This window comes from Streptomyces corallincola (assembly GCF_019104725.1).
GTDB lineage: Bacteria > Actinomycetota > Actinomycetes > Streptomycetales > Streptomycetaceae > Streptomyces > Streptomyces corallincola.
The window spans coordinates 168641-188835 of sequence record NZ_JAHRXF010000003.1 but is presented as its reverse complement, the minus strand read 5'-3'; the positions used below and the strand labels follow the sequence as shown (position 1 = coordinate 188835).

Genomic DNA, 20195 nt, shown 5'->3' with positions numbered 1-20195 from the left:
TCAGGCCACCCCCCGCGCGTGCTCCACGGACGGTGCTCCCCGGCGCGGCAGTACCACGCCGACCAGGTCCACCCGGACCCCGCCCGGTGGCGCGCCCCCGTGCGACTGGGTCCAGCGCTCGGCCAGCGCCAGCAGGCGCCGTGCCTTGTCCGGGGTGACGGCGGCCATCGGATGCTGGAACGCGCCGTCCCTGCGGGTCTTCACCTCGCAGACCACCAGCGCGTCCCCGTCGCGGGCCACGATGTCGATCTCTCCGAACCGCCCGCAGCGCCAGTTGCGCTCCAGGACGGTCATTCCCGACTCGGCCAGCCGCCGCGCGGCCAGATCCTCGCCGTACCTGCCGAGTCCCCTGCGTGCCGTACTCATGGGGCACCACCTCCGGCGCTCACGGTCGCGCGGCACGCCGAAGGAAGTGGATCTTGGTGGAGGGGGTGGCGGTTGTGGACAACCCCGTCACCCGTTCGGGCGACACGCACCCGCGCCGGGCTCCGGCGACCGCACCACCGGCGAGCCCCGCCCCGGTCGCTCCGGCCGCCCAGCCCGGCCAGCCCGCCCAGGCCGGGAACTAGCTGCTCGGCAGCTCCAGATCGCTCTTGTTCAGCTCCTCGATGTTCACGTCCTTGAAGGTCAGGACGCGCACCTGCTTCACGAAGCGGGCCGGACGGTACATGTCCCAGACCCAGGCGTCGGCCATCGAGACCTCGAAGAACACCTCGCCCTGGACCGAGTGCACCTGCATCTCGTAGTCGTTGGTGAGGTAGAAGCGCCGTTCCGTCTCGATCACGTATTTGAACAGACCGACGACGTCTCGGTACTCCCGGTAGAGCTTCAGCTCCATCTCGGTCTCGTACTTTTCGAGGTCCTCGGCGCTCATGGCATGTTCCCCTTCAGCCGTGCGGTCCCCCCATTGTGCGCCAGTCCGACGGACCCTCAGACGATTTCCGTGTCCAAGGTCACGGGCCGGGCGGGAGGACCTTCGTCGAGCAGCGTGCGCAGCAGCTCGGCGAGTCTGGTCGGATACACCGTCTCATGGGCCCGGCCCAGTTCCCGACACGTCCACCAGCGCGCTCCGGAGACGCTTCGCCGCTCCAGCTCGGTCAGCCCCTCGGCCCTGGTCGCGGTCTGTGCCGTACGGGCGAGGAAATACCACTCGTCCTGGGTCCAGCGGCGGCCGGCGAAGGGGAAGGAGCAGCGTCTGCGCCACAGCACCGGGCCGAGCTCCACCTCGGTGATGCCGGTCTCCTCGGCCAGTTCCCGCAGGGCCGCCTCGGCGTGCGTCTCGGCGCCCTCCAGGCCCCCGCCGGGCGTGAACCACCAGTCGTCGGCGGCGTCACCGGGCTCATGGCCGTGCAGCAGCAGGATGCGGTCGTCGGGGTCCAGCAGCACGACCCGTGCGACCCGTCGTACCTCGGTCCCGCCGCCGCTCCCGGCCGCCGCGACCGCGCCCTCACCGGCCCCGCCCACCGGCTCAGTGGGCACCGGACGACCCCGTGCCCGTACGCCGTCGCCGCGAGCGGCCCAGCGCCTTCGCCACCGGCCCGTACGCGCCGCCGCCCAGCACCAGCACCGCGCCCGCGACGATCGTCAGACCGATGGTGCGCACCGGGCCGGGCCGGGAGAGCGGGCCGAGCACCTCGAACCCGGTGGGCGGCGCGAGCAGGCCCTTCATCGGCCAGATCACGGAGTCCACCCGGGCCGTGACCGCGCTCCGGGAGACCGTGCCCTTCGCCGCGTCGGTGATGTGGGCGGTGGAGTCCAGGGAGCCCGCCCGCTCGTCGCCGAGCAGGAAGAGGCGCCCGGCGGGGACCTTCACGGTGGGGAAACCGGTCAGCTCCGCCTTGCTGCCCCGGGGCAGATACGGTTCGTCGATCCGCTTGCCGTTCACGGTGAGCCTGCCGTCGGTGCAGCAGGCCACCGTGTCGCCGCCGACCGCGACGACCCGCTTGACCACGTCGGCGCCGGTGACCCAGCCCGTGTCGTGGAAGACGACGACGTCACCGCGCCGTACCTCGGAGCCCTGGACGCGCTGGCCGAGCACCCGGTCGCCCACGCCGATGGTCGGTGACATGGAGGGGGTGGGCACGGTGTACGGCCGGTAGGTGACCGCGGCCCAGCCGAAGCCCCCCAGGAACAGCACCAGTCCCAGCGCCATCACCAGCCCCGAGATCCGCTGCCCCGCCCTGCCGCCCCCGGAGCCCGCCGTCCCTGTGTGCCCGCTGCGCGGAGCCGTACGCGTCGTGCTGTCGCCCATGAGAGCGCACCCTACCCGGCGGTACCGGACGGCGGCAGTCCCTCCCGCCGGTCCCGCCCACAGCTCTCCCGGAGCTTCACAAGGCCACCGGACCACGCGCGGCGGCCGGACACGGCGACGGCCCGGCACGCGCCCCGAAGGGCACGCACCGGGCCGTGGAACGCCTGGCTCCGCGGGACCCGCCGATTCAGCTCCGGCCGCTCGTCGTCCGCTCCACCGGCTCCGCGAGGACCCGGCCCCGGCGCCGCCACAGCACCACCGGCAGGACCGCCGCGATCGCGGCGCCCTGCGGCGCGACCGTGAGGGAAGCGGCGGCCGGGGACTTCTGGTCGTTCAGGCCCGGCTGGTCGAAGGTGTCCGGGATGGGCAGCGTGCCCCAGCGGTTGATCGGCCACGCCTTGACGATGGCGCGTCCCACCACGTCCTTGACGGGCACCATGCCGTGGTACTTGTCGTCCTGGTTGTACCGCGAGTCACGGGAGTTCTGGCGGTGGTCGCCCATCACCCACAGGAAGCCCTTGGGCACCTGCACCTTGAACTGGCCGCCCATGTCGTCCTGCGAGCAGGGGGTGTTGCCGGGGTAGACGTACGGCTCGTTCAGCGCCTTGCCGTTGACCATCAGCGGGCCGGTGCCGTTGCACTCGACGGTGTCGCCGCCGACGCCGATGACCCGCTTGATCAGGTCCTTCTCCTGGGCCGAGGGCATCAGGCCGATGAAGCTGAGCACCTTCTGCACGGCGTTCGGCTCAGGCGTGGGCTCGCCGCGCAGCCAGTCGCTCGGGTCGTGGAAGACGACGACCTCGCCGCGCTCCGGCTCCGAGCCGAACCAGGGGGTGAGCTTGTCCACCAGGACGCGGTCGCCCTGCTGGAGGGTGTTCTGCATCGAGTCGGACGGGATCGAGAACGCCTGCGCGAGGAAGGTCTTGATCAGCAGCGCGAGGACCAGCGCGATGACGACCAGGATCGGCAGTTCCTTCCAGAAGGAACGCGGCTTGTTCTGCCCGTCGCCGTCCCCGTCACCGCTCCCGGCGTCCGTCCGCCGGTCGTCCGGTGTCCCGCCGGACGCCGAGTGCGCCGGGTCCGCCGCGCCGCCCGGACCTGCCACGGGGTGCCCGCGGTGCTCCTCGCCGTCGTGTCCCGACCGTGCGCCAACCGCCACATCCCCCACGCCAACTCCTTATTCTCTGCCGCCGCCTGCCCCAGCCTCGGTGCAGGGCCACCACTCCCATAACGAGCGGGAGTTCCGCAGGGGTCGGGAGTCCGGTCATTGCGTTCGGATCGTCGGGGGCAACCCTATGCGACGGCGGTCCGGCCGAGGCGGACGCCGGGGTGGAGCCCACGACGCTTGCGAAGGTTTTAGGTTCGTCCAGCTTGGTCCAGTGGCCGACCGGCCACCCGATGATCATGGCCCGGCCCACCACGGAGTCCTCGGAGACGGTGCCGCCGTAGGCCAGGTCCTGGTGGTAGCGGGAGTCCGCCGAGTCGCCCCGGTGGTCGCCCATCACCCACAGGCGCCCCTCGGGCACCGTGATGTCGAAGGAGTCCTCGGACGGCGCGTCACCGGGATAGATGTAGTCCCGCTCGCTCAGCGGGACCCCGTTGACGGTGACCCGGCCCTCGGTGTCGCAGCACCTCACATGGTCGCCGCCGACTCCGATGACCCGCTTGATCAGGTCCTTCTCGTCGTCGGAGGGGAGCAGTCCGATGAAGGTCAGCCCCTCCTTGAACTGCTTGACGACCACCGGGTCCGGTTTCCGCTCGGCCTGCTCGCCGTTCAGCCAGCCGCCGGGGTCGTGGAAGACGACGACGTCCCCGCGCTCGGGCTCGGCGCCGAACCAGGGGGTGAACTTGTCCACCAGCACCCGGTCCCCGATCCGGATCGTCTGCTCCATCGAGCCGGACGGGATCACGAACGCCTGGAGCAGGAACGTCTTCAGCACCAGCGCTATCACCACGGCGACCCCGATCAGCAGCGGGATCTCCCGTACGGCGGAGCGTCTGCGCTTGCGCCTGACCTTGCGCCGGAGCTTGCGGCGCTCGGCGCGCGACCGGCCGCCGCCCGGCGTCGAGGTGCGGCGCACCCCGGTGGGCAGCAGTTCGTCGGCGGCCGAGTGCCCGGTGCCGCGCGGCCTGCCCCGGTTACCCACGCGCGCCTCCGGCCGCGGGCACCCGCGCGTACCCGGCCGCGCGGCGCAGGCGGGTGAGCCGGTCGTACGGCCATACGATCCAGTCGGCGCGGCCGATGACGTGGTCCACCGGGAGCATGCCGCCGCCGGGTGAGCCCAGCAGGTCGCGGGAGTCGCGGGAGTCGTCGCGGTGGTCGCCCAGCAGGAACAGCCGCCCCGGAGGCACCACGACGTCGAACGGGGCGGCGGAGGGCGTGTTGCCCGGATACAGGAACGGTCGCTCGTCCACGGGCCGCCCGTTCACCCGCAGCCTCCCCTTCTCGTCGCAGCAGACCACACGGTCTCCCCCCACGCCGACCACGCGTTTGACGTAGTCACCGGGCCCGAAGTAACCGGCACCGTCGAACACCACGACGTCGCCGCGGCGCGGTCCGGCAACGAAACGGTACGCCAACTTGTCCACCAGAACGCGGTCCCCGACACTCAGCCCCGGCTCCATCGAACCGCTCGGGATCTGGAACGGCTGGATCACGAAGGTGCCGAGGAGCAGCAGGAACACCAGGCAGGTGAGGAGGGTCAGGGTGAGACGGCCGCCGGGCAGCCGGGCCGCGATCCGCGCCGGACACGCGAAACGCGACCGCTCCCTCCGCCCCGGAGGTCCGGGACGGAGGGCGCGGTCGCGCTGCGTCGGCTGTGCTTCGGTGTCCATCGGGGCCAGATGTTATCCGGCCCCGCTGTGACCTACCGGAGCGCGCTCAGTTGTCGCGCTTCTCCTTGATCTTCGCGGCCTTGCCGCGCAGCTCACGGAGGTAGTACAGCTTGGCGCGGCGCACGTCGCCGCGGGTGACCAGCTCGATCTTCTCGACGATCGGGGTGTGCACCGGGAAGGTGCGCTCCACGCCGACGGAGAACGAGACCTTGCGGACCGTGAAGGTCTCGCGGACACCGCTGCCCTGGCGGCGGATGACGACGCCCTTGAACTGCTGCACACGGGAGCGGTTGCCCTCGATGACGCGCACGTGGACGTTGACGGTGTCACCCGGGCGGAACGCGGGGACGTCGGTCCGCAGCGACGCGGAATCGACGGTGTCGAGCAGGTGGGACATGTCGTCTGCTTTCTTCGCCGATGCCACAGGTCATCGACGGGAGCTAGTGCTTCGAAGGTCTGCCGTGCGGGCCGGGGCGTCGTGTCCCCCTGTGGCAGGGGCGCTCGCCGGACGGACGCACAACAGCCGCCTATTCTTCCACGGCCGGTGGCCTGCGCCAAAATCGCCCGGACGGGCGACCCTCGGATCCCTCGGGGCCGGGGGCCCAGCCGAGGATGGAGAGCGTCTCGCGGTCCTTCTTGTCGAAGGACTTCGGGTCGGTGCGCTCGATCAGGTCGGGGCGGTTGCGGGCGGTGCGCTTCAGCGCCTCGTCGCGCCGCCACCGGGCGATCTTCCCGTGGTGGCCGCTGAGCAGCACCTCGGGGATGTCCCGGCCGCGCCAGAGCGGGGGCTTGGTGTAGACGGGGCCTTCGAGCAGGTCGGCCATGTCGCCGGGGGCGAAGGAGTCGTCCCGGTGCGAGTCGGCGTTGCCGAGGACGCCGGGCAGCAGCCGGGCCACGGCCTCGGTGACGACCAGGACGGCCGCCTCGCCGCCCGCGAGGACGTAGTCCCCGATGGAGACCTCGTACACCGGCACGCGGGTGGCGTACTCCTCGGTGACCCGGCGGTCGATGCCCTCGTAGCGGGCCGGTGTGAAGATCAGCCAGGGGCGCTCGGAGAGTTCGACGGCGAGTTCCTGGGTGAACGGCATCCCGCTCGGGGTGGGCACGATCAGCGCGGGGGCGTGCGCGCCGGTGTCGTAGCCGTCGGCGAGGACGGTGTCGAGGGCGTCGCCCCAGGGGCCGGTCTTCATGACCATGCCGGGGCCGCCGCCGTACGGGGTGTCGTCCACCGTGTTGTGCCGGTCGTACGTCCAGTCCCGCAGGTCGTGGACGTGCACGTCGAGCAGGCCGGTGGTGCGGGCCTTGCCGACCAGGGAGACGTTCAGCGGTTCCAGGTACTCCGGGAAGATCGTGACGACGTCGAGACGCATCAGGCGCGCTCCTCCGGGGCGTCCGTACCGTCTCCGGCACCCTCGGCGGCTTCGGCGTCGCGCGCGGAGGCGATCTCGGCGCGGTCGTCGATCAGACCGGGCGGGGGCGTGATGACGGCACGCTGCTCGGCGAGGTCGATCTCGGCGACGATCTCCTCGACGAACGGGATCATCACCTCGGTGCCGTCCGGGCGTTCCACGATGAACAGGTCCTGCGAGGGCAGGTGGGAGATCTCGGTGATCCGGCCGACCTCGGTGCCGTCCTCGGTCACCACGTCCAGGTCGATGAGCTGGTGGTCGTAGAACTCGTCCTCGTCCTCGGGGAGTTCCTCGGGATCGACCTCCGCGATCAGCACAGTGTTGCGCAGCGCCTCGGCGCCGGTGCGGTCGCGGACGCCCTCGAAGCGCAGCAGCAGCCTGCCGCTGTGCACCCGGCCGGCGGCGATGGTGAGCGGCCCGGCGGCGGCCGGGTCGGTGGCCAGGACGGCGCCGGGGGCGAGCCGCAGTTCCGGCTCGTCGGTGCGGACCTCGACGGTGACCTCGCCCTTGATGCCGTGGGCGCGGCCGATCCGTGCGACTACCAACTGCACGAGTTCAGATCTCCTGTCGTACGACTGCGGGCCGGGGACGGCCAGTGGCCCTCCCCGGCCCGCGCCGGTGTGCGATGAAGCTCAGCGGACGTGATCCACATCGACGAGATCGACGCGGACACCCCGGCCGCCGATGGCGCCCACGACGGTGCGCAGCGCGCGGGCGGTACGGCCGTTGCGGCCGATCACCTTGCCGAGGTCGTCGGGGTGCACCCGGACCTCCAGCACGCGCCCGCGCCGCAGGTCGCGCGAGGCGACCTGGACGTCGTCGGGGTTGTCAACGATGCCCTTCACGAGGTGCTCAAGCGCCTCTTCGAGCATCTTGCTCAGACCTCGGTCGATTCGGAGGAGTCGGCGGCGGCCTCGTCCTTCTTCTCGGCCTTCTTCTTCTGGGTGATAGCCTCACCCTTGCCCTCGTCGTCGCCGCCGAGCGCCTCGAACGTCGGGCGGGCGGACTTGGGCTCGGCGACGAGCAGCGGCGCCGGGGCGGGCTCGCCCTTGAACTTCTGCCAGTCGCCGGTCTTCTTGAGGATGGCGAGCACGGGCTCGGTCGGCTGCGCGCCGACACCCAGCCAGTACGCCACGCGCTCGGCGTCCACCTCCATGACCGACGGGTTGTAGGTCGGGTGGTACTTGCCGATCTCCTCGATCGCACGGCCGTCACGGCGGGTGCGGGAGTCGGCGACGACGATGCGGTAGTGAGGCGAACGGATCTTGCCCAGACGCTTCAGCTTGATCTTGACTGCCACGGGAGTGGATTCTCCTGGATTTGACGTGTTGGGCACGCGGAGCTGCCGCGTGGGGCTGCGGTTCCCGCATGCCCGATGGACGCGTCAGCCGGAGGAGAGAGGGGTCCTGTGCGGCTGTCGGGTACAGCTAGCCATTGTGCCACACCGTACGGAGGGCTCAGGGCCGAGGGGGCGGGGCCGGAGCATCCCGGACATGCCTGGGAGACACCCGGCGCACGGGGTCCGTGCGCCGGATGCCTGGCGGGCGTCGCCCGGTCGGCGCGGACCGGCCGCGGTGCCGGCACCCACGAGATGCCGGTGTGCGCGGCCTTCGGTCACGCCGCTCCGAGGACCTCCGGGATCCTGAACGGCTTGCCGCATCCGCCGCACACGATGGGGGCCTGGGCCAGCACCGAGGGGACGACCCGGACGTTCCGCCCGCAGTCGCAGACCGCCTTGACGCGGACGCCGCCCCCGGAGGAGCCGTGCCGCGCGGCCGGGCCGCGGAAGCTGCGGGTGGTGTCGGAGGAGGTGGCCGCGGTGTGCGCCTTCAGCGCGCGCTGGAGGCGCTCGATGGTCTGGCGGTACCGCCGCTTCGCCTCGGGGTTGAGCGTGACCAGGGAGAAGCCGCTGCTGGGATGCGGTTCCTCGGGGTGGTCAAGGCCCAGCTCCTCGGCGACCGCGAGGAAGCGGCGGTTGTGGTAGCGACCGGCGCGGGAGGTGTCGCGGACACCCCGTGCGGCGGCGATGCCGTGGACTGCCTCATGGAGCAGCCGCTCGAAGGAGAGTTCGTGTCCGCACGCGGACGACGACTCCCCGATCAGGGACTCTGGCGCGGCAAGGTCGGGCAGTTCGGGGTGGTACCGCTGGATGTCGGCCCACGCCTGTGCCAGCTCTGCGGCGAGAACAGGTGGTGTCTGTGTCGTGCTCACGTAATGAGAACGAGCGTGGGAGCCATAGTGTTCCGATTCCGGGCCATCCCAAATAATTTGCACGTACCCGTCAGTTGCGTCTGATGCATCCCGAGGAGGGCGGGTGCGCAGATCTGCGGAGAAGGTTCGCAGCTCGTACCAAGCCGGTGCGTAGTCCCCCGGAGCGGGTGGCCGTCCGCCGCTCCCACCCTGTGTGACGGTAACGGGCGGCCCGCGGTTCCCCGCGCACCAGGGCAGTTCCGGGTGCCGTTCCCCTCCGGGTCGCCCCGATTGCCGGGATGTGAATTCTCGCCACATCGGGCTCTCGTCACCAAGAGGCACCGCCCGAGCACTGGACGCCACCGCGCGGCGGGAGTTACCTGGCAGTGGTGGAGCGAACGCACGGTCCGCGAGCCGCGTGGGCCGGACACCACGACCGTTCGCCGGCGGAATGGGGCGCTTACCTATGACACCTGTGCTCGTGCGGGATCACCTGTCCCCCGCGGACACCGAGCCACCCGGCGTGGACCCGGGCGTACGCGCGCGTGACTGGTCCGAGATCCAGGAGCGGATGCTGGTCCCGCTCTACGAGGCCGTCTACGAGCGGCTGGAGGTGGGACCGGGCACCCGGTTGCTGGGCCTGCGCTGCGGTTCCGGGCTGGCGCTGCTGATGGCGGCGGCCCGCGGAGCGGTGGTCACCGGCGCCGACGGCTCACCCGAACGGCTCAGTCTGGCCGGAGATCGTCTGCTGCCCGAGGCGCTGTTCCTCGACGGCGCCCCCGGTGTGGCCGGGACGGCGGCCGACACCGCTCCGGACGGGACGCCGTACACCCTGATCACGGCCTTCGAACCGATCGGTTGCCTGGCGGGCGACGCGGACGGGCTGGGCGAACAGCTCGGCACGCTGCCGGAGTCCGCCCAGGGGGCGGTCGTCGTGCTGGCGGCCTGGGGGCCGCCGGAGCGCTGCGCCACCGCGTCGGTGGTGCGGGCGGTGAGCCGGCTGGCCGATCCGACGCGCAGCGCCAGCAGCTGGCGCCCCGCGCACCGGGACGACCTGGAGGAGGTCGCGCACCGCGCGGGCCTCCGCCCGGACGGCTCGGGCCGCGTCTCCTGCCCGTTCGGCTACGCCGGTACGGACAGCGCGGTACGCGGGCTGCTCTCCACGGGGCTCTTCGACGCGGCGATCGCGGCGGTGGGCGACAAGCAGGTCGCCAAGGAGGTGACGGAGGCCCTGCATCCCTACCGGCGCCAGGACGGCACGGTGTGGATGCCGAACGTGTTCCGGTATCTGGTGACGCGGGTGCCGTAGGGGTTCACGGGGGGCGGTGCGGGTGCGGGCGGGGGCAGGACGGCGACAGGGCCGGGGCGGCGGCGGGAGAACCGTTTCGCCACCGCCCCGGCCCACCGCACCGGCCCCCTGCCACCGACTCCGGCACCCCTCCCCGGACACCCCCGCCCCGGCGGGCCCCTGCCCCAGCGGGCCCCTGCCCCGGCGGGCCCCTCACGCCTCCGGCTGCCGCGCCGGGCGTTCGATGTCCGCGATGCGGTAGGCGTCCGCCTCCTCCAGGGTCTCCTGTTCCAGGAGGGCCCCGGCGAGGGCGTCCAGCCGGTCGCGGTGCTCGCGGAGCTTGCTCAGCGCCTCCTCGTAGCACTCGTCCACGATGCGGCGCATCTCCGCGTCGATCACGTCGAGGGTCTGCGGGGCGGCGGAGAGGCCGTACGCCTGCTGGGCGTCGCTGGGGAGGGCGGAGAGGCGGCCGACCCGGTCGCTCATGCCCCAGCGGGCGACCATGCCGCGCGCGATGTTGGTGACCTGCTCCAGGTCGCTCTCGGCGCCGGTGGTGACGACGCCGTAGACGACCTCCTCGGCCGCCATGCCGCCGAGGGCGCCGATGATCCGGCCGCGCAGGTACTCCTCGGAGTGGGCGTAGCGCTCCACCTCGGGGGTGGACATGGTGACGCCGAGCGCCCGGCCGCGCGGCACGATGGTGATCTTGCGGACCGGGTCGGCGCCCGGCTGGAGCATGCCGAGCAGCGCGTGCCCGCTCTCGTGGAAGGCGGTGCGGCGCCGGTCGTCCTCGGGCATGACCAGGGTGCGTTCGGCGCCGAGCTGGACCTTCTCCAGGGCCTCGGAGAGGTCGGCGGGCCCGATCTGGGTCTGCTTGCGCTTCACGGCGAGCAGGGCGCCCTCGTTGGCGAGGTTGGCCAGGTCCGCGCCGGTCATGCCGGGTGTGACGCGGGCCAGCTGGGCGAGGTCCACGTCCGGGCCGAGCGGCATGTCACGGGTGTGGATGCGCAGGATCGCCTCGCGTCCGGCGCGGTCCGGCGGGGCCACGTTGACCACCCGGTCGAAGCGGCCGGGCCGGGTGAGGGCGGGGTCGAGGATGTCGGCGCGGTTGGTGGCGGCGATGACGATGACGCCCTCGGAGCCGGAGAAGCCGTCCATCTCGGTGAGGATCTGGTTGAGGGTCTGCTCGCGCTCGTCGTGGCCGCTCATCGAGGAACTGCCCGCGCGGACCCGGCCGATGGTGTCGATCTCGTCGATGAAGATGATCGAGGGGGCGACCTTGCGGGCCTCGGAGAAGAGTTCGCGGACGCGGGAGGCGCCGACGCCGACGATCATCTCGATGAACTCGGACGCCGAGGCCGAGAAGAACGGCACCCCCGCCTCTCCGGCGACCGCCCGCGCCAGCAGGGTCTTGCCGGTGCCGGGCGAGCCCGCCAGCAGTACGCCCCTGGGCAGCTTGGCGCCCATTCTCCGGTAGCTGTCCGGGTGTTCGAGGAAATCGACCACGTCGTCCAGCTCGCCCTTGACCTCGTCGATCCCGGCGACGTCGGCGAAGGTGGTGCGCCCGCCGCCGGGGGTCAGCTCGACCGGCCGGGGCGGTGCCTTCCGGCCGAAGAGGCCGCCCATGCCCCCCATGCCGCCCATCCCGGCACCGAGCCGCCGGGAGAAGAACACCCAGACGGCGACCAGCAGCACGATCGGGATGAGGGAGATCAGCAGGTTGGAGGTCAGGCTGCGCTGGGTGACGACCGGCCGGGCCGTCACCATCACCCCGCGCGCGGTCAGGTCCTGCCACAGCCGGTCGTCGGCGAACACCGGCCGCTGGGTGTGGAACTTGGTGTACGTCGCGCCGCCCTCGGGGTCGGCGCGGGCGCTCTTCAGCTGGCCCTGGATCGCGTCGCCCTCGGCGTAGATCCGGTCCACGTTCCCCGCGTCCACCTGCTTGGTGAACTCGGTGTACGAGATGGTCGGCTCGTTGCCGCCGCCGAAGTAGGTGAGGCCGATCCAGGCCAGCAGGAACACGATCACGGCGGTGACCAGCAGCCCCCACCACCGTCCGCCGCGCAGCCGCCCGCCGCCCCGCCGGGGTGGCTCCTCCGGCGTGCCCTCGGCGCGCCACGGCTGCTCGGGGTCCCTGCGCGGAGGCGCCGCATCGCTCATGGAACTGGACGTTACGTCACAGAACGGACGTCGGCATGTGGTGGCCGGAGCACCGGGCCCCGGCCACCTCCGCCCCGCGCGGGGCTCAGCCCATGAACTTCTTGAACTCGTCCGGCAGCTCGAAGTCCTCGCCCGCCTGCTGCGGCAGCCCGAACGCGGTGCCGCCCTCGGCGGCGGCCTGACGGCGCTGGGCGTCCTCCAGCTCCTGCTGCTTGCGCTTCATCGGGTTGCCCGAGCGCTGCTTGCCCTTGGCCTTCTTCGGCTGCTTCTTGGTGCGGCCGGGACCGCCGCCCATGCCGGGGATGCCCGGCATGCCCGGCATGCCGCCGCCCTGTGCCATGCGGGCCATCATCTTGCGGGCCTCGAAGAACCGCTCGACCAGGTTCTTCACGGCGCTGACCTCGACACCGGAGCCCTTGGCGATACGGGCACGGCGCGAGCCGTTGATGATCGTCGGCTCCTGGCGCTCGGCCGGGGTCATCGACTTGATGATCGCGGCCGTGCGGTCCACGTCCCGCTCGTCCAGGTTGTTGATCTGGTCCTTGATCTGGCCCATGCCCGGCAGCATGCCGAGCAGCTTGGAGATGGAGCCCATCTTGCGGACCTGCTCCATCTGGGCCAGGAAGTCGTCCAGGGTGAAGTCCTGGCCCTTCTTGGACGCCAGCTTGGAGGCCATCTTCTGGGCCTCTTCCTGGCTGAACGTCTTCTCCGCCTGCTCGATCAGGGTGAGCAGGTCACCCATGTCGAGGATGCGGGAAGCCATCCGGTCCGGGTGGAACGCGTCGAAGTCCTCCAGCTTCTCGCCGTTCGACGCGAACATGATCGGCTTGCCGGTGATCTGCCGGATGGACAGCGCGGCACCGCCGCGGGCGTCGCCGTCGAGCTTGGAGAGGACCACGCCGTCGAAGCCGACGCCGTCGCGGAAGGACTCGGCGGTGTTGACCGCGTCCTGTCCGATCATGGCATCGACGACGAAGAGGATCTCGTCCGGCGAGACCGCGTCCCGGATGTCGGCGGCCTGCCGCATCAGCTCCTGGTCGATGCCGAGCCGCCCGGCGGTGTCCACGATGACGATGTCGTGCACCTTGGCCTTGGCGAACTCCACCGAGTCCTGGGCCACCTTGACCGGGTCGCCCACTCCGTTGCCCGGCTCGGGGGCGTACACCGCGACACCGGCGCGCTCGGCGACCACGCTGAGCTGGTTGACGGCGTTGGGGCGCTGGAGGTCGCAGGCGACCAGCAGCGGGGAGTGGCCCTGCTCCTTCAGCCAGCGGCCGAGCTTGCCCGCGAGGGTGGTCTTGCCCGCGCCCTGGAGACCGGCGAGCATGATCACGGTCGGCGGCTGCTTGGCGAACCGCAGCCGACGGGTCTCCCCGCCGAGGATCGTGACCAGTTCCTCGTTGACGACCTTGAGGACCTGCTGGGCGGGGTTGAGCGCGCGCGAGACCTCCGCGCCGAGCGCCCGCTCCTTGACGTTCTTGATGAACGAGCGGACGACGGGCAGGGCCACGTCGGCTTCCAGGAGCGCGATGCGGATCTCGCGCGCCGTGGCGTCGATGTCCGCCTCGCTCAAGCGCCCCTTGCCGCGCAGGTTCTTGAAGGTCGCTGAGAGGCGATCGGAGAGAGTGTCGAACACGGCGGCGTCGGTCCTCGGGGTCGGGGATGCTTCGGGGAATCGCCCTCCAGGGTATCCCGGCGGTGCGCGCGCCGGGGCAGGGTCATCCCCGCAAGGTCTCCTCCAGGGTGCGGGCCAGCGAGACCGCGTCGCGGTCGGGCAGCGGCTCACCGGTGCCGCTGGTGACGTAGAAGGCGTCCACCGCGTTCGCTCCGAGGGTACTGACGTGCATGCTCCGCACCTGGACGCCCGCCTTCTCCAGGGCCATGCCGATCCGGTACAGCAGGCCGGGGGCGTCCTGGGCGCGGACCTCGATCACCGTGGCGTGCCGGGAGGCGTCGGACGCCTCGGACACCCTCGGCGGCGGTGCGGTACGGCCCCGGCGGCGCGGGTAGGCGGCGTCGCGCTCCGCGAGCCTGGTGGCGATGTCGAGGGTGCCGTCGAGGGCGCGGACCAGATCGGCGCGGAGCCGGGCGGCCTGCGGCAGCGCGCCGTACTCGGCGGCGACCCGCCAGTCCAGCACCAGGACCGTGCCCTCATCGACCTCCCCGGGGAGGGTGAGGGCGCGCAGTCCGGCGGTGCGCACGGTGAGCCGGTGCACGGCGAGGACCCCGGCGACGGCGGGCAGCACGCCGGGCCGGTCGGGGACGGCGATGAGGAGTTCCACGCCGAGCGGCTGCGGCTCGCCGTCCGCGCCGGTGCCGTCGGGCGCCGGTTCGGTGCTGGCGCGCAGGGCGAGCACCGGCCCGCCGGTGCGGAACGCCTCGACCGCGAGGCGTTCCTGTTCGGCGGTCGGGGCGCCGGGGTCGTCGGCGGCGGGCGGGTCACCGGCGAGCACGGCGGCGACCCGGGCGACCAGGTCGGAGACGAGGGAGCCGCGCCAGGCGGACCAGGCGGCGGGCCCGGTGGCGAGAGCGTCGGCCTCGGTCAGCGCGTGCAGCAGCTCCAGCGTGCCCTGCGCCCCGACCGCCTCCGCGACCGACCGCACGGTCTCGGGGTCGTCCAGGTCCCGCCGGGTGGCGGTCTCCACCAGCAGCAGATGATGGCGTACGAGGGTGCCGAGGACGGCGACGTCGCGCTGGTCGAAGCCGATCCGGGCGGCCACGTCACGGGCGATGGTCTCCCCGGCCACGGAGTGGTCGCCGGGCCAGCCCTTGCCGATGTCGTGCAGCAGCGCGGCGACCAGCAGCAGGTCGGGGCGGCCGACGCGGCGGGTCAGTTCGGAGGCGCGGACTGCGGTCTCGACGAGGTGCCGGTCCACGGTCCACAGGTGGACGGCGTTGCGCTGCGGGCGGCAGCGGACCCGCTCCCAGTCCGGCAGCAGGCGGCTGATCAGGCCCTCCGCCTCCAGTGCCGTCCAGACGTCCACGGTGGGCCGCCCGGAGCCGAGCAGTGTGACCAGCTGGTCGCGGGCCTCGGCGGGCCAGGGCGTGGGCAGCGGGGCGGCGGTCCCGGCGAGGTGCCGTACCGCGTACCGGGACAGCGGCAGCCCGGCCTGCGCGGCCGCCGCGGCGGCGCGCAGCGGGAGCACCGGGTCGCGTTCGGGGCGTGCGGCGCGGGCCAGCACCACCTCGCCGTCCTGCTCCACGACCCCCTCGGCCAGCGGGGACCGCTCGACCGGCGGGTGTCCGCCGCCGAGCATGGCGCGCAGCCGGGGCCGTACCGCCCGCGACCGGAGCACCCGCCCGACCTCGCGCCAGGTGAGGTCACCGGCGTACGAGACGACCCGCGCTGCCTCGTAGACCTGGCGGAGCAGGGTGTCGGCGTCGAGGAGGCCCAGTTCGGCGGCGACCTGGTCCTGTTCCTGGAGGGCGAGCCGGTCGGTGGCCCGGCCGGTGACGAGGTGCAGCGCGTCCCGGACGTCGAGGAGGCGGCGCCGGGCGTCGTCGAGGCCCTCGCGGGGGGCGTCGGCCAGCCAGGAGGCGGCGACGGCGCGCAGCGCGGTGGCGTCGCGCAGGCCGCCGCGCGCCTCCTTGAGGTCGGGTTCCAGGAGGTACTGGAGTTCCCCCTGGCGTTCGGCGCGTTCCTCGCAGAGTTCGCGGAGTTCGGGGAGGCGTTTGGGTGCCTGGTTGCGCCAGTCGGCGAGGACGGCGGTGCGCAGTCCGGCGCTGAGGGTCTGGTCGCCCGCGAGGTGCCGGGCGTCGAGCAGGCCGAGCTGGACCTTGAGGTCGTCCCCGGCGGTCCTGCGGGCCTCGGCGGGGGTGCGGACGGAGTGGTCCAGGGCGATGCCGAGGTCCCAGACGGGGTACCAGAGGCGGTCCGCGAGGGTGGCGACGGCGGCCGGGTCGCTGCCGTCGTGCAGCAGGACGAGGTCCAGGTCGCTGCGCGGGGACAGCTCGCCCCGGCCGTAGCCGCCGACGGCGAGCAGCGAGACGCCGCGGGTGGTACCGGCCTCCGTGGTCGCGGCCGCGAAGAGTCCGGCGAGCCAGTCGTCGGTGAGCCGCGCGAGCGCGGCACGGCGCGGCGGCCCGGACCGCGCCTCCTGGTTGAGGAGGCGCAGCCGGGCCGCCGCGTAGCCGCCGGGTCCCGTGTCTTCCGTCTCGTTCCGCACTTCCGCACCCGTCACCCGGCGACTCTCCGTCCTGTCCGCGCTGGTCCCGTACCCGCGTCAGAGCGCGTCGGGGCCGCGCTCCCCGGTCCGTACCCGTACGGCGGTGTCCACCGGGAGGGACCAGACCTTGCCGTCGCCGATCTTGCCGGTGCGGGCCGCCTTGACGATGACCTCGATCAGTTCCTCGGCATCACCGTCCTCGGCGAGCACCTCGATGCGGATCTTGGGGACCAGATCGACCTGGTACTCGGCACCGCGGTAGACCTCGGTGTGCCCGCGCTGGCGGCCGTAGCCGCTGGCCTCGGTGACGGTCAGACCGTGTACACCGAAGGCCTGGAGGGCCTCCTTGATCTCGTCGAGCCGGTGCGGCTTGACGACTGCGGTGATGAGCTTCATGCGTCCACCTTCCTGTTCTGCGCTCCGGCGAGCAGGGCGCCGCCGGACCCGAGGACCCCGCCCCCGGCACCGGTGAAGTCGTACGCGGTCTCGGCGTGCTCGGCCTGGTCGATGCCGGAGACCTCCTGGTCCTCCGAGACCCGCATGCCGATGGTCTTGTCCAGCAGGAAGGCGAGTACACCGGAGACGATCAGCGAGTAGGCGAGGACGGCGAAGACGCCCGCGCACTGCTTCCACAGCTGGTCGAAGGTGTGGTCGCCGTAGAACACACCGGCGGCGGTGGACTGGCCCTTGCCGGTGGCGAAGAAGCCGATCAGCAGCGAGCCGACGATGCCGCCGACCATGTGGACACCGACGACGTCGAGGGAGTCGTCGTAGTTGAAGCGGAACTTCAGGCCGACGGCGGCGGCGCAGGCGACACCGGCGATGGCGCCGACGGCGATCGCGCCGAGCGGGGAGACCGCGCCGCCGGACGGGGTGATGGCGACGAGACCGGCGACCGCGCCGGAGGCGGCGCCCAGGGTGGTGAACGCGCCGTGCCGGATCTTCTCGTAGGCGAGCCAGGCGAGCATGGCGGCGGCGGTGGCGATCTGGGTGTTGACGAACATCAGCGCGCCGACCCCGTCGTCGTTGCCCAGCCAGGACCCGGCGTTGAAGCCGAACCAGCCGAACCAGAGCAGACCGGCGCCGAGCATGACCAGCGGCAGGCTGTGCGGGCGCATCGGGTCCTTCTTGAACCCGATCCGCTTGCCGATGACCAGGATGACGCCGAGGGCGGCGGCACCGGCGTTGATGTGGACGGCCGTACCGCCCGCGAAGTCGATGACGCCGAGCTTGTAGGCCCAGCCGCCCGCGCCCCACACCCAGTGCGCGACCGGGAAGTAGACGAGCGTCGCCCAGAGCACCACGAACAGCGACCAGGCGGTGATCTTGACGCGGTCCGCGAGGGCACCGCTGATCAGCGCCGGGGTGATGACCGCGAACATGAGCTGGAAGACCATGAACACGAAGACCGGGATCGTGTACCCGTCCCAGAGCTGGGTGAGGCCGATGCCGCTGAGCCCGACCCAGTCGGAGTTCCACCCGATGAGGCTGCCGTGGTCCGTGCCGAACGCCGCGGAGAAGCCGTAGAGCACCCACAGGATGGTGACGATGCCGATGCTGACGAAGCTCATCATCAGCATGTTCAGCGTGCTCTTGACGCGGACCATGCCTCCGTAGAAGAAGGCCAGGCCGGGCGTCATGAGCAGCACCAGTGCGGAGCAGATGAGCATGAAGCCCGTGTTCGCGGCGGACAGCTTGGGTGCCTCCGCGGCAAGCGTGAAGGCTGGTGCCATCGGCGTCTCCTCGTCGTTCGGGTACGGCCCCTTGCGGGTGGGTGCCGGTGCGGAGCGTGGGGGGCGGTTATGGGCCATGACACTCGCGCAGCGCGGTTTCCGTGGGTGCCCCTCGATGTTTCGCCGGGGTGACGAAGGCGGCCTGTGTGTTACGCGTCGGTGAACCGCCGGATGCCGGGCGAACCCTTCGTCATCGTGACGCAACCGGGTCGGGTCGGCGCGGCGGACCGGCCCGGACCGCCGCCGGACGGGGACGCGGACCGGCCGCGGCGGACCTCTCGATGACCTGGCGTGGGGGAGCCGAGTCGGGCAGTTCGGGAGGTCCGGCCGCGGCCGGGGCTGGGGTGGCGCGGGGCCGGTCAGACGGCGGCGGCCTCCGGGAGGTCCACGGCGAGCTGCTCGCCGAGGTCCCGGACGGCGCCGAGGTCCCCGAAGTCCCGCACCGCGGTGTCCACGGTCTTGCGGATACGGGTGTTGACCCGCTCGGAACGCACCTTCTTGGCCACCCGCAGCGCGTCGAAGGCGTAGGCGGTGCTCTTCTCCGGCTCGCGCTGGAGCAGGTGCACGGTGGCCATCCCGATGAGGTTGAGGGCGTACGACCGCTGGTGCTCGGTGTCCTTCTCGAACAGCTCGACCGCGCGGCGCATGACGGGCTCGGCCAGTGAGGCGTAGGCCGGGCTGCGTCCGGCGACGTAGGCGAGGTCGCGGTAGGAGTGGGAGTTCTCGCCGTACAGTTCGGCCTCGGAGAAGAAGCGGATCCAGTCCGGGTCCGGCTCGTCCCACTCGTCGGTCTCGGTGAAGGTGTCCTCGGCCATCCGGACGGCCCGCTTGCACTTGCCGGGCTGTCCCATGTTGGCGTAGGCGCGGGCCTCCATCGCATACAGCATGGACTGGGTGCGGGGGCTCGCGCAGTCCCGGCTGCCGTACTGGGCGAGGTGGATCAGCTCCAGGGCGTCGTCGGGCCGCCCGAGGTGGATCATCTGGCGGCTCATGCTGGAGAGGATGTACGACCCGAGCGGCTTGTCCCCGGCCTCCTTGGCCGCGTGCAGCGCGAGCACGAAGTACTTCTGCGCGGTGGGCTGGAGACCGACGTCGTACGACATCCACCCGGCCAGTTCGGCGAGTTCGGCGGCGACCTTGAACAGCTTGCGGCCGGTGGCCTCGGGTTGCGGCTCCTGGAGCAGGTCGGTGACCTCGTGCAGCTGTCCGACGACCGCCTTGCGGCGCAGTCCGCCGCCGCACTGCGCGTCCCACTGGCGGAACATGCGGGTGGTGGACTCCAGCAGTTCCAGTTCGGGGCGGGAGAGGCGGCCGTGCCTGCGGTCGGCGTGGGTGTCGGCGGGCGCGGCGGCGGGGCCGCCGGGCGCGGGCACCAGCCAGCGCTGCATGGGCTCGACCAGGGCGGGCCCGGCGGCGAGGCCGAGCGAGGTGCCGAGGAAGCCGCGCCGGGCGAGCATCAGATCGCTGCGGGAGAACTCGCTGAGCAGCGAGACGGTCTGCGGGGCGGTCCAGGGCAGGTCCACGCCGGTCGCGGAGGGTGACTGGCGGGCCGCGCGCAGCCCGAGGTCCTCGATGGAGACCACACAGCCGAAGCGTTCGGAGAACAGCTCGGAGAGGATGCGCGGGATCGGCTCGCGCGGGTTCTCCCCGTCCAGCCAGCGGCGCACGCGGGAGGTGTCCGTGGAGATGTGGTTGGCGCCGAGCTGACGTGCCCTGCGGTTCACCTGGCGGGCCAGCTCGCCCTTGGACCAGCCGCTGCGCACGAACCACGAGCCGAGCAGTTCATTGGGGCGCTTGGGCTCACCCCCGCGCGTGTGGGGATCGGTGTCAGCGTTCGTACCGCCGCCGTCGCTGCCGCCCACTGGAAGCCCCCATCCCTCGAAATCCCTCGACACCGCTTGCCGCCGCCGGCGCCAAGCCTTCAGCATGCCGGTCGGCGGGCCCCGCGTCCGCCCGTTCTCACCCTTCGAACGAACGGCCGACTTGCCCCGGGCATGCCCCGTTCGGCATGTGCCCCCTGCCCTCGCACACTCACCGTAATCCTACGATCACCCGCCCGGCCACGGCGATCCCGGAAACGCCACCATTCGCCACCCCTTCGAATGAACTCCCCGCCACCCAGGCGCGATTCACTTGACATAGGACAACGAGAAGTGGAAGCAG

At 72.1% G+C, this 20195-nt stretch carries 20 protein-coding genes; 1 reads left to right on the top strand and 19 read right to left on the bottom strand.

Annotation, left to right across the window (positions count from 1 at the left end; genetic code table 11):
* The 13 genes from KUM39_RS03840 to KUM39_RS03780 all read right to left on the bottom strand — a co-directional run bounded on the left by KUM39_RS03840 (position 1) and on the right by KUM39_RS03780 (position 8706).
* Complete coding sequence (locus KUM39_RS03840) at positions 1–366, bottom strand: YraN family protein (protein WP_217783913.1); 366 nt, start codon at positions 364–366, stop codon at positions 1–3.
* Between the two features lie 199 nt (positions 367–565).
* On the bottom strand, positions 566–874 hold the full coding sequence (locus KUM39_RS03835; protein ID WP_055510545.1) for a DUF2469 domain-containing protein: 309 nt from the start codon (positions 872–874) through the stop codon (positions 566–568).
* A 56-nt stretch (positions 875–930) separates the two neighbouring features.
* A complete protein-coding gene (locus KUM39_RS03830) occupies positions 931–1464 on the bottom strand; it encodes an NUDIX hydrolase (RefSeq protein ID WP_217784013.1) in 534 nt (177 codons plus the stop codon).
* 4 nt (positions 1465–1468) lie between these two features.
* The gene (gene lepB, locus KUM39_RS03825; protein WP_217783912.1) at positions 1469–2251 is read right to left on the bottom strand and encodes a signal peptidase I; all 783 of its coding nucleotides are present in this window, start codon (positions 2249–2251) and stop codon (positions 1469–1471) included.
* 187 nt (positions 2252–2438) lie between these two features.
* Positions 2439–3356, bottom strand: a complete 918-nt coding sequence (lepB, locus tag KUM39_RS03820) for a signal peptidase I (RefSeq protein ID WP_308288029.1) — start codon at positions 3354–3356, stop codon at positions 2439–2441.
* Positions 3268–4398: a signal peptidase I gene (lepB, locus tag KUM39_RS03815; protein WP_308288028.1), complete on the bottom strand. Its 1131-nt coding sequence runs from the start codon at positions 4396–4398 to the stop codon at positions 3268–3270. Before lepB (KUM39_RS03815) ends, lepB (KUM39_RS03820) begins: the two co-directional genes overlap by 89 nt.
* Positions 4391–5086: a signal peptidase I gene (gene lepB, locus KUM39_RS03810; protein ID WP_217783910.1), complete on the bottom strand. Its 696-nt coding sequence runs from the start codon at positions 5084–5086 to the stop codon at positions 4391–4393. The genes lepB (KUM39_RS03815) and lepB (KUM39_RS03810) overlap by 8 nt, the downstream gene beginning before the upstream one ends.
* 46 nt (positions 5087–5132) lie before the next feature.
* Positions 5133–5483: a 50S ribosomal protein L19 gene (rplS, locus tag KUM39_RS03805; protein WP_030808575.1), complete on the bottom strand. Its 351-nt coding sequence runs from the start codon at positions 5481–5483 to the stop codon at positions 5133–5135.
* Between the two features lie 130 nt (positions 5484–5613).
* A complete protein-coding gene (gene trmD, locus KUM39_RS03800; protein ID WP_217783909.1) occupies positions 5614–6456 on the bottom strand; it encodes a tRNA (guanosine(37)-N1)-methyltransferase TrmD in 843 nt (280 codons plus the stop codon).
* Positions 6456–7046 (bottom strand): ribosome maturation factor RimM, encoded by a 591-nt coding sequence (gene rimM, locus KUM39_RS03795; protein WP_217783908.1) that lies wholly within the window; start codon positions 7044–7046, stop codon positions 6456–6458. The genes trmD and rimM overlap by 1 nt, the downstream gene beginning before the upstream one ends.
* Before the next feature lie 81 nt (positions 7047–7127).
* Complete coding sequence (locus KUM39_RS03790) at positions 7128–7367, bottom strand: RNA-binding protein (protein ID WP_005479813.1); 240 nt, start codon at positions 7365–7367, stop codon at positions 7128–7130.
* Between the two features lie 5 nt (positions 7368–7372).
* Positions 7373–7795, bottom strand: a complete 423-nt coding sequence (rpsP, locus tag KUM39_RS03785) for a 30S ribosomal protein S16 (RefSeq protein WP_217783907.1) — start codon at positions 7793–7795, stop codon at positions 7373–7375.
* Between the two features lie 314 nt (positions 7796–8109).
* Entirely contained in the window at positions 8110–8706 is a 597-nt protein-coding gene (locus KUM39_RS03780; RefSeq protein ID WP_217783906.1) for a hypothetical protein, read from the bottom strand.
* A gap of 445 nt (positions 8707–9151) precedes the next feature.
* Here KUM39_RS03780 and KUM39_RS03775 point away from each other — a divergent pair, with 445 nt between their 5' ends.
* Positions 9152–9994 carry a class I SAM-dependent methyltransferase gene (locus KUM39_RS03775; protein ID WP_217783905.1) on the top strand — a complete coding sequence of 281 codons (843 nt, stop codon included), beginning with the start codon at positions 9152–9154 and terminating at the stop codon, positions 9992–9994.
* Between the two features lie 192 nt (positions 9995–10186).
* Here KUM39_RS03775 and ftsH read toward each other — a convergent pair whose 3' ends face one another.
* The 6 genes from ftsH to nsdA form a co-directional block, all read right to left on the bottom strand.
* Positions 10187–12133 (bottom strand): ATP-dependent zinc metalloprotease FtsH, encoded by a 1947-nt coding sequence (ftsH, locus tag KUM39_RS03770; protein ID WP_217783904.1) that lies wholly within the window; start codon positions 12131–12133, stop codon positions 10187–10189.
* Between the two features lie 85 nt (positions 12134–12218).
* Positions 12219–13769 carry a signal recognition particle protein gene (gene ffh, locus KUM39_RS03765; protein WP_217783903.1) on the bottom strand — a complete coding sequence of 517 codons (1551 nt, stop codon included), beginning with the start codon at positions 13767–13769 and terminating at the stop codon, positions 12219–12221.
* 82 nt (positions 13770–13851) lie between these two features.
* On the bottom strand, positions 13852–16314 hold the full coding sequence (locus KUM39_RS03760) for a [protein-PII] uridylyltransferase (RefSeq protein ID WP_217783902.1): 2463 nt from the start codon (positions 16312–16314) through the stop codon (positions 13852–13854).
* 42 nt (positions 16315–16356) lie between these two features.
* The gene (locus KUM39_RS03755; RefSeq protein ID WP_217783901.1) at positions 16357–16695 is read right to left on the bottom strand and encodes a P-II family nitrogen regulator; all 339 of its coding nucleotides are present in this window, start codon (positions 16693–16695) and stop codon (positions 16357–16359) included.
* Complete coding sequence (locus KUM39_RS03750; RefSeq protein WP_217783900.1) at positions 16692–18032, bottom strand: ammonium transporter; 1341 nt, start codon at positions 18030–18032, stop codon at positions 16692–16694. Before KUM39_RS03750 ends, KUM39_RS03755 begins: the two co-directional genes overlap by 4 nt.
* 359 nt (positions 18033–18391) lie before the next feature.
* On the bottom strand, positions 18392–19894 hold the full coding sequence (nsdA, locus tag KUM39_RS03745; protein ID WP_217783899.1) for a transcriptional repressor NsdA: 1503 nt from the start codon (positions 19892–19894) through the stop codon (positions 18392–18394).
* Between the last annotated feature and the right edge of the window lie 301 nt (positions 19895–20195).

What these genes read in the sequence shown, in the direction of transcription:
- KUM39_RS03835 (WP_055510545.1), bottom strand. Translation starts at nt 874, where the DNA reads ATGAGCGCCGAGGACCTCGAAAAGTACGAGACCGAGATGGAGCTGAAG.
- KUM39_RS03840 (WP_217783913.1), bottom strand. Translation starts at nt 366, where the DNA reads ATGAGTACGGCACGCAGGGGACTCGGCAGGTACGGCGAGGATCTGGCC.
- KUM39_RS03775 (WP_217783905.1), top strand. Translation starts at nt 9,152, where the DNA reads ATGACACCTGTGCTCGTGCGGGATCACCTGTCCCCCGCGGACACCGAG.
- lepB (WP_217783912.1), bottom strand. Translation starts at nt 2,251, where the DNA reads ATGGGCGACAGCACGACGCGTACGGCTCCGCGCAGCGGGCACACAGGG.
- KUM39_RS03790 (WP_005479813.1), bottom strand. Translation starts at nt 7,367, where the DNA reads ATGCTCGAAGAGGCGCTTGAGCACCTCGTGAAGGGCATCGTTGACAAC.
- KUM39_RS03755 (WP_217783901.1), bottom strand. Translation starts at nt 16,695, where the DNA reads ATGAAGCTCATCACCGCAGTCGTCAAGCCGCACCGGCTCGACGAGATC.
- ftsH (WP_217783904.1), bottom strand. Translation starts at nt 12,133, where the DNA reads ATGAGCGATGCGGCGCCTCCGCGCAGGGACCCCGAGCAGCCGTGGCGC.
- trmD (WP_217783909.1), bottom strand. Translation starts at nt 6,456, where the DNA reads ATGCGTCTCGACGTCGTCACGATCTTCCCGGAGTACCTGGAACCGCTG.
- rplS (WP_030808575.1), bottom strand. Translation starts at nt 5,483, where the DNA reads ATGTCCCACCTGCTCGACACCGTCGATTCCGCGTCGCTGCGGACCGAC.
- lepB (WP_217783910.1), bottom strand. Translation starts at nt 5,086, where the DNA reads ATGGACACCGAAGCACAGCCGACGCAGCGCGACCGCGCCCTCCGTCCC.
- KUM39_RS03750 (WP_217783900.1), bottom strand. Translation starts at nt 18,032, where the DNA reads ATGGCACCAGCCTTCACGCTTGCCGCGGAGGCACCCAAGCTGTCCGCC.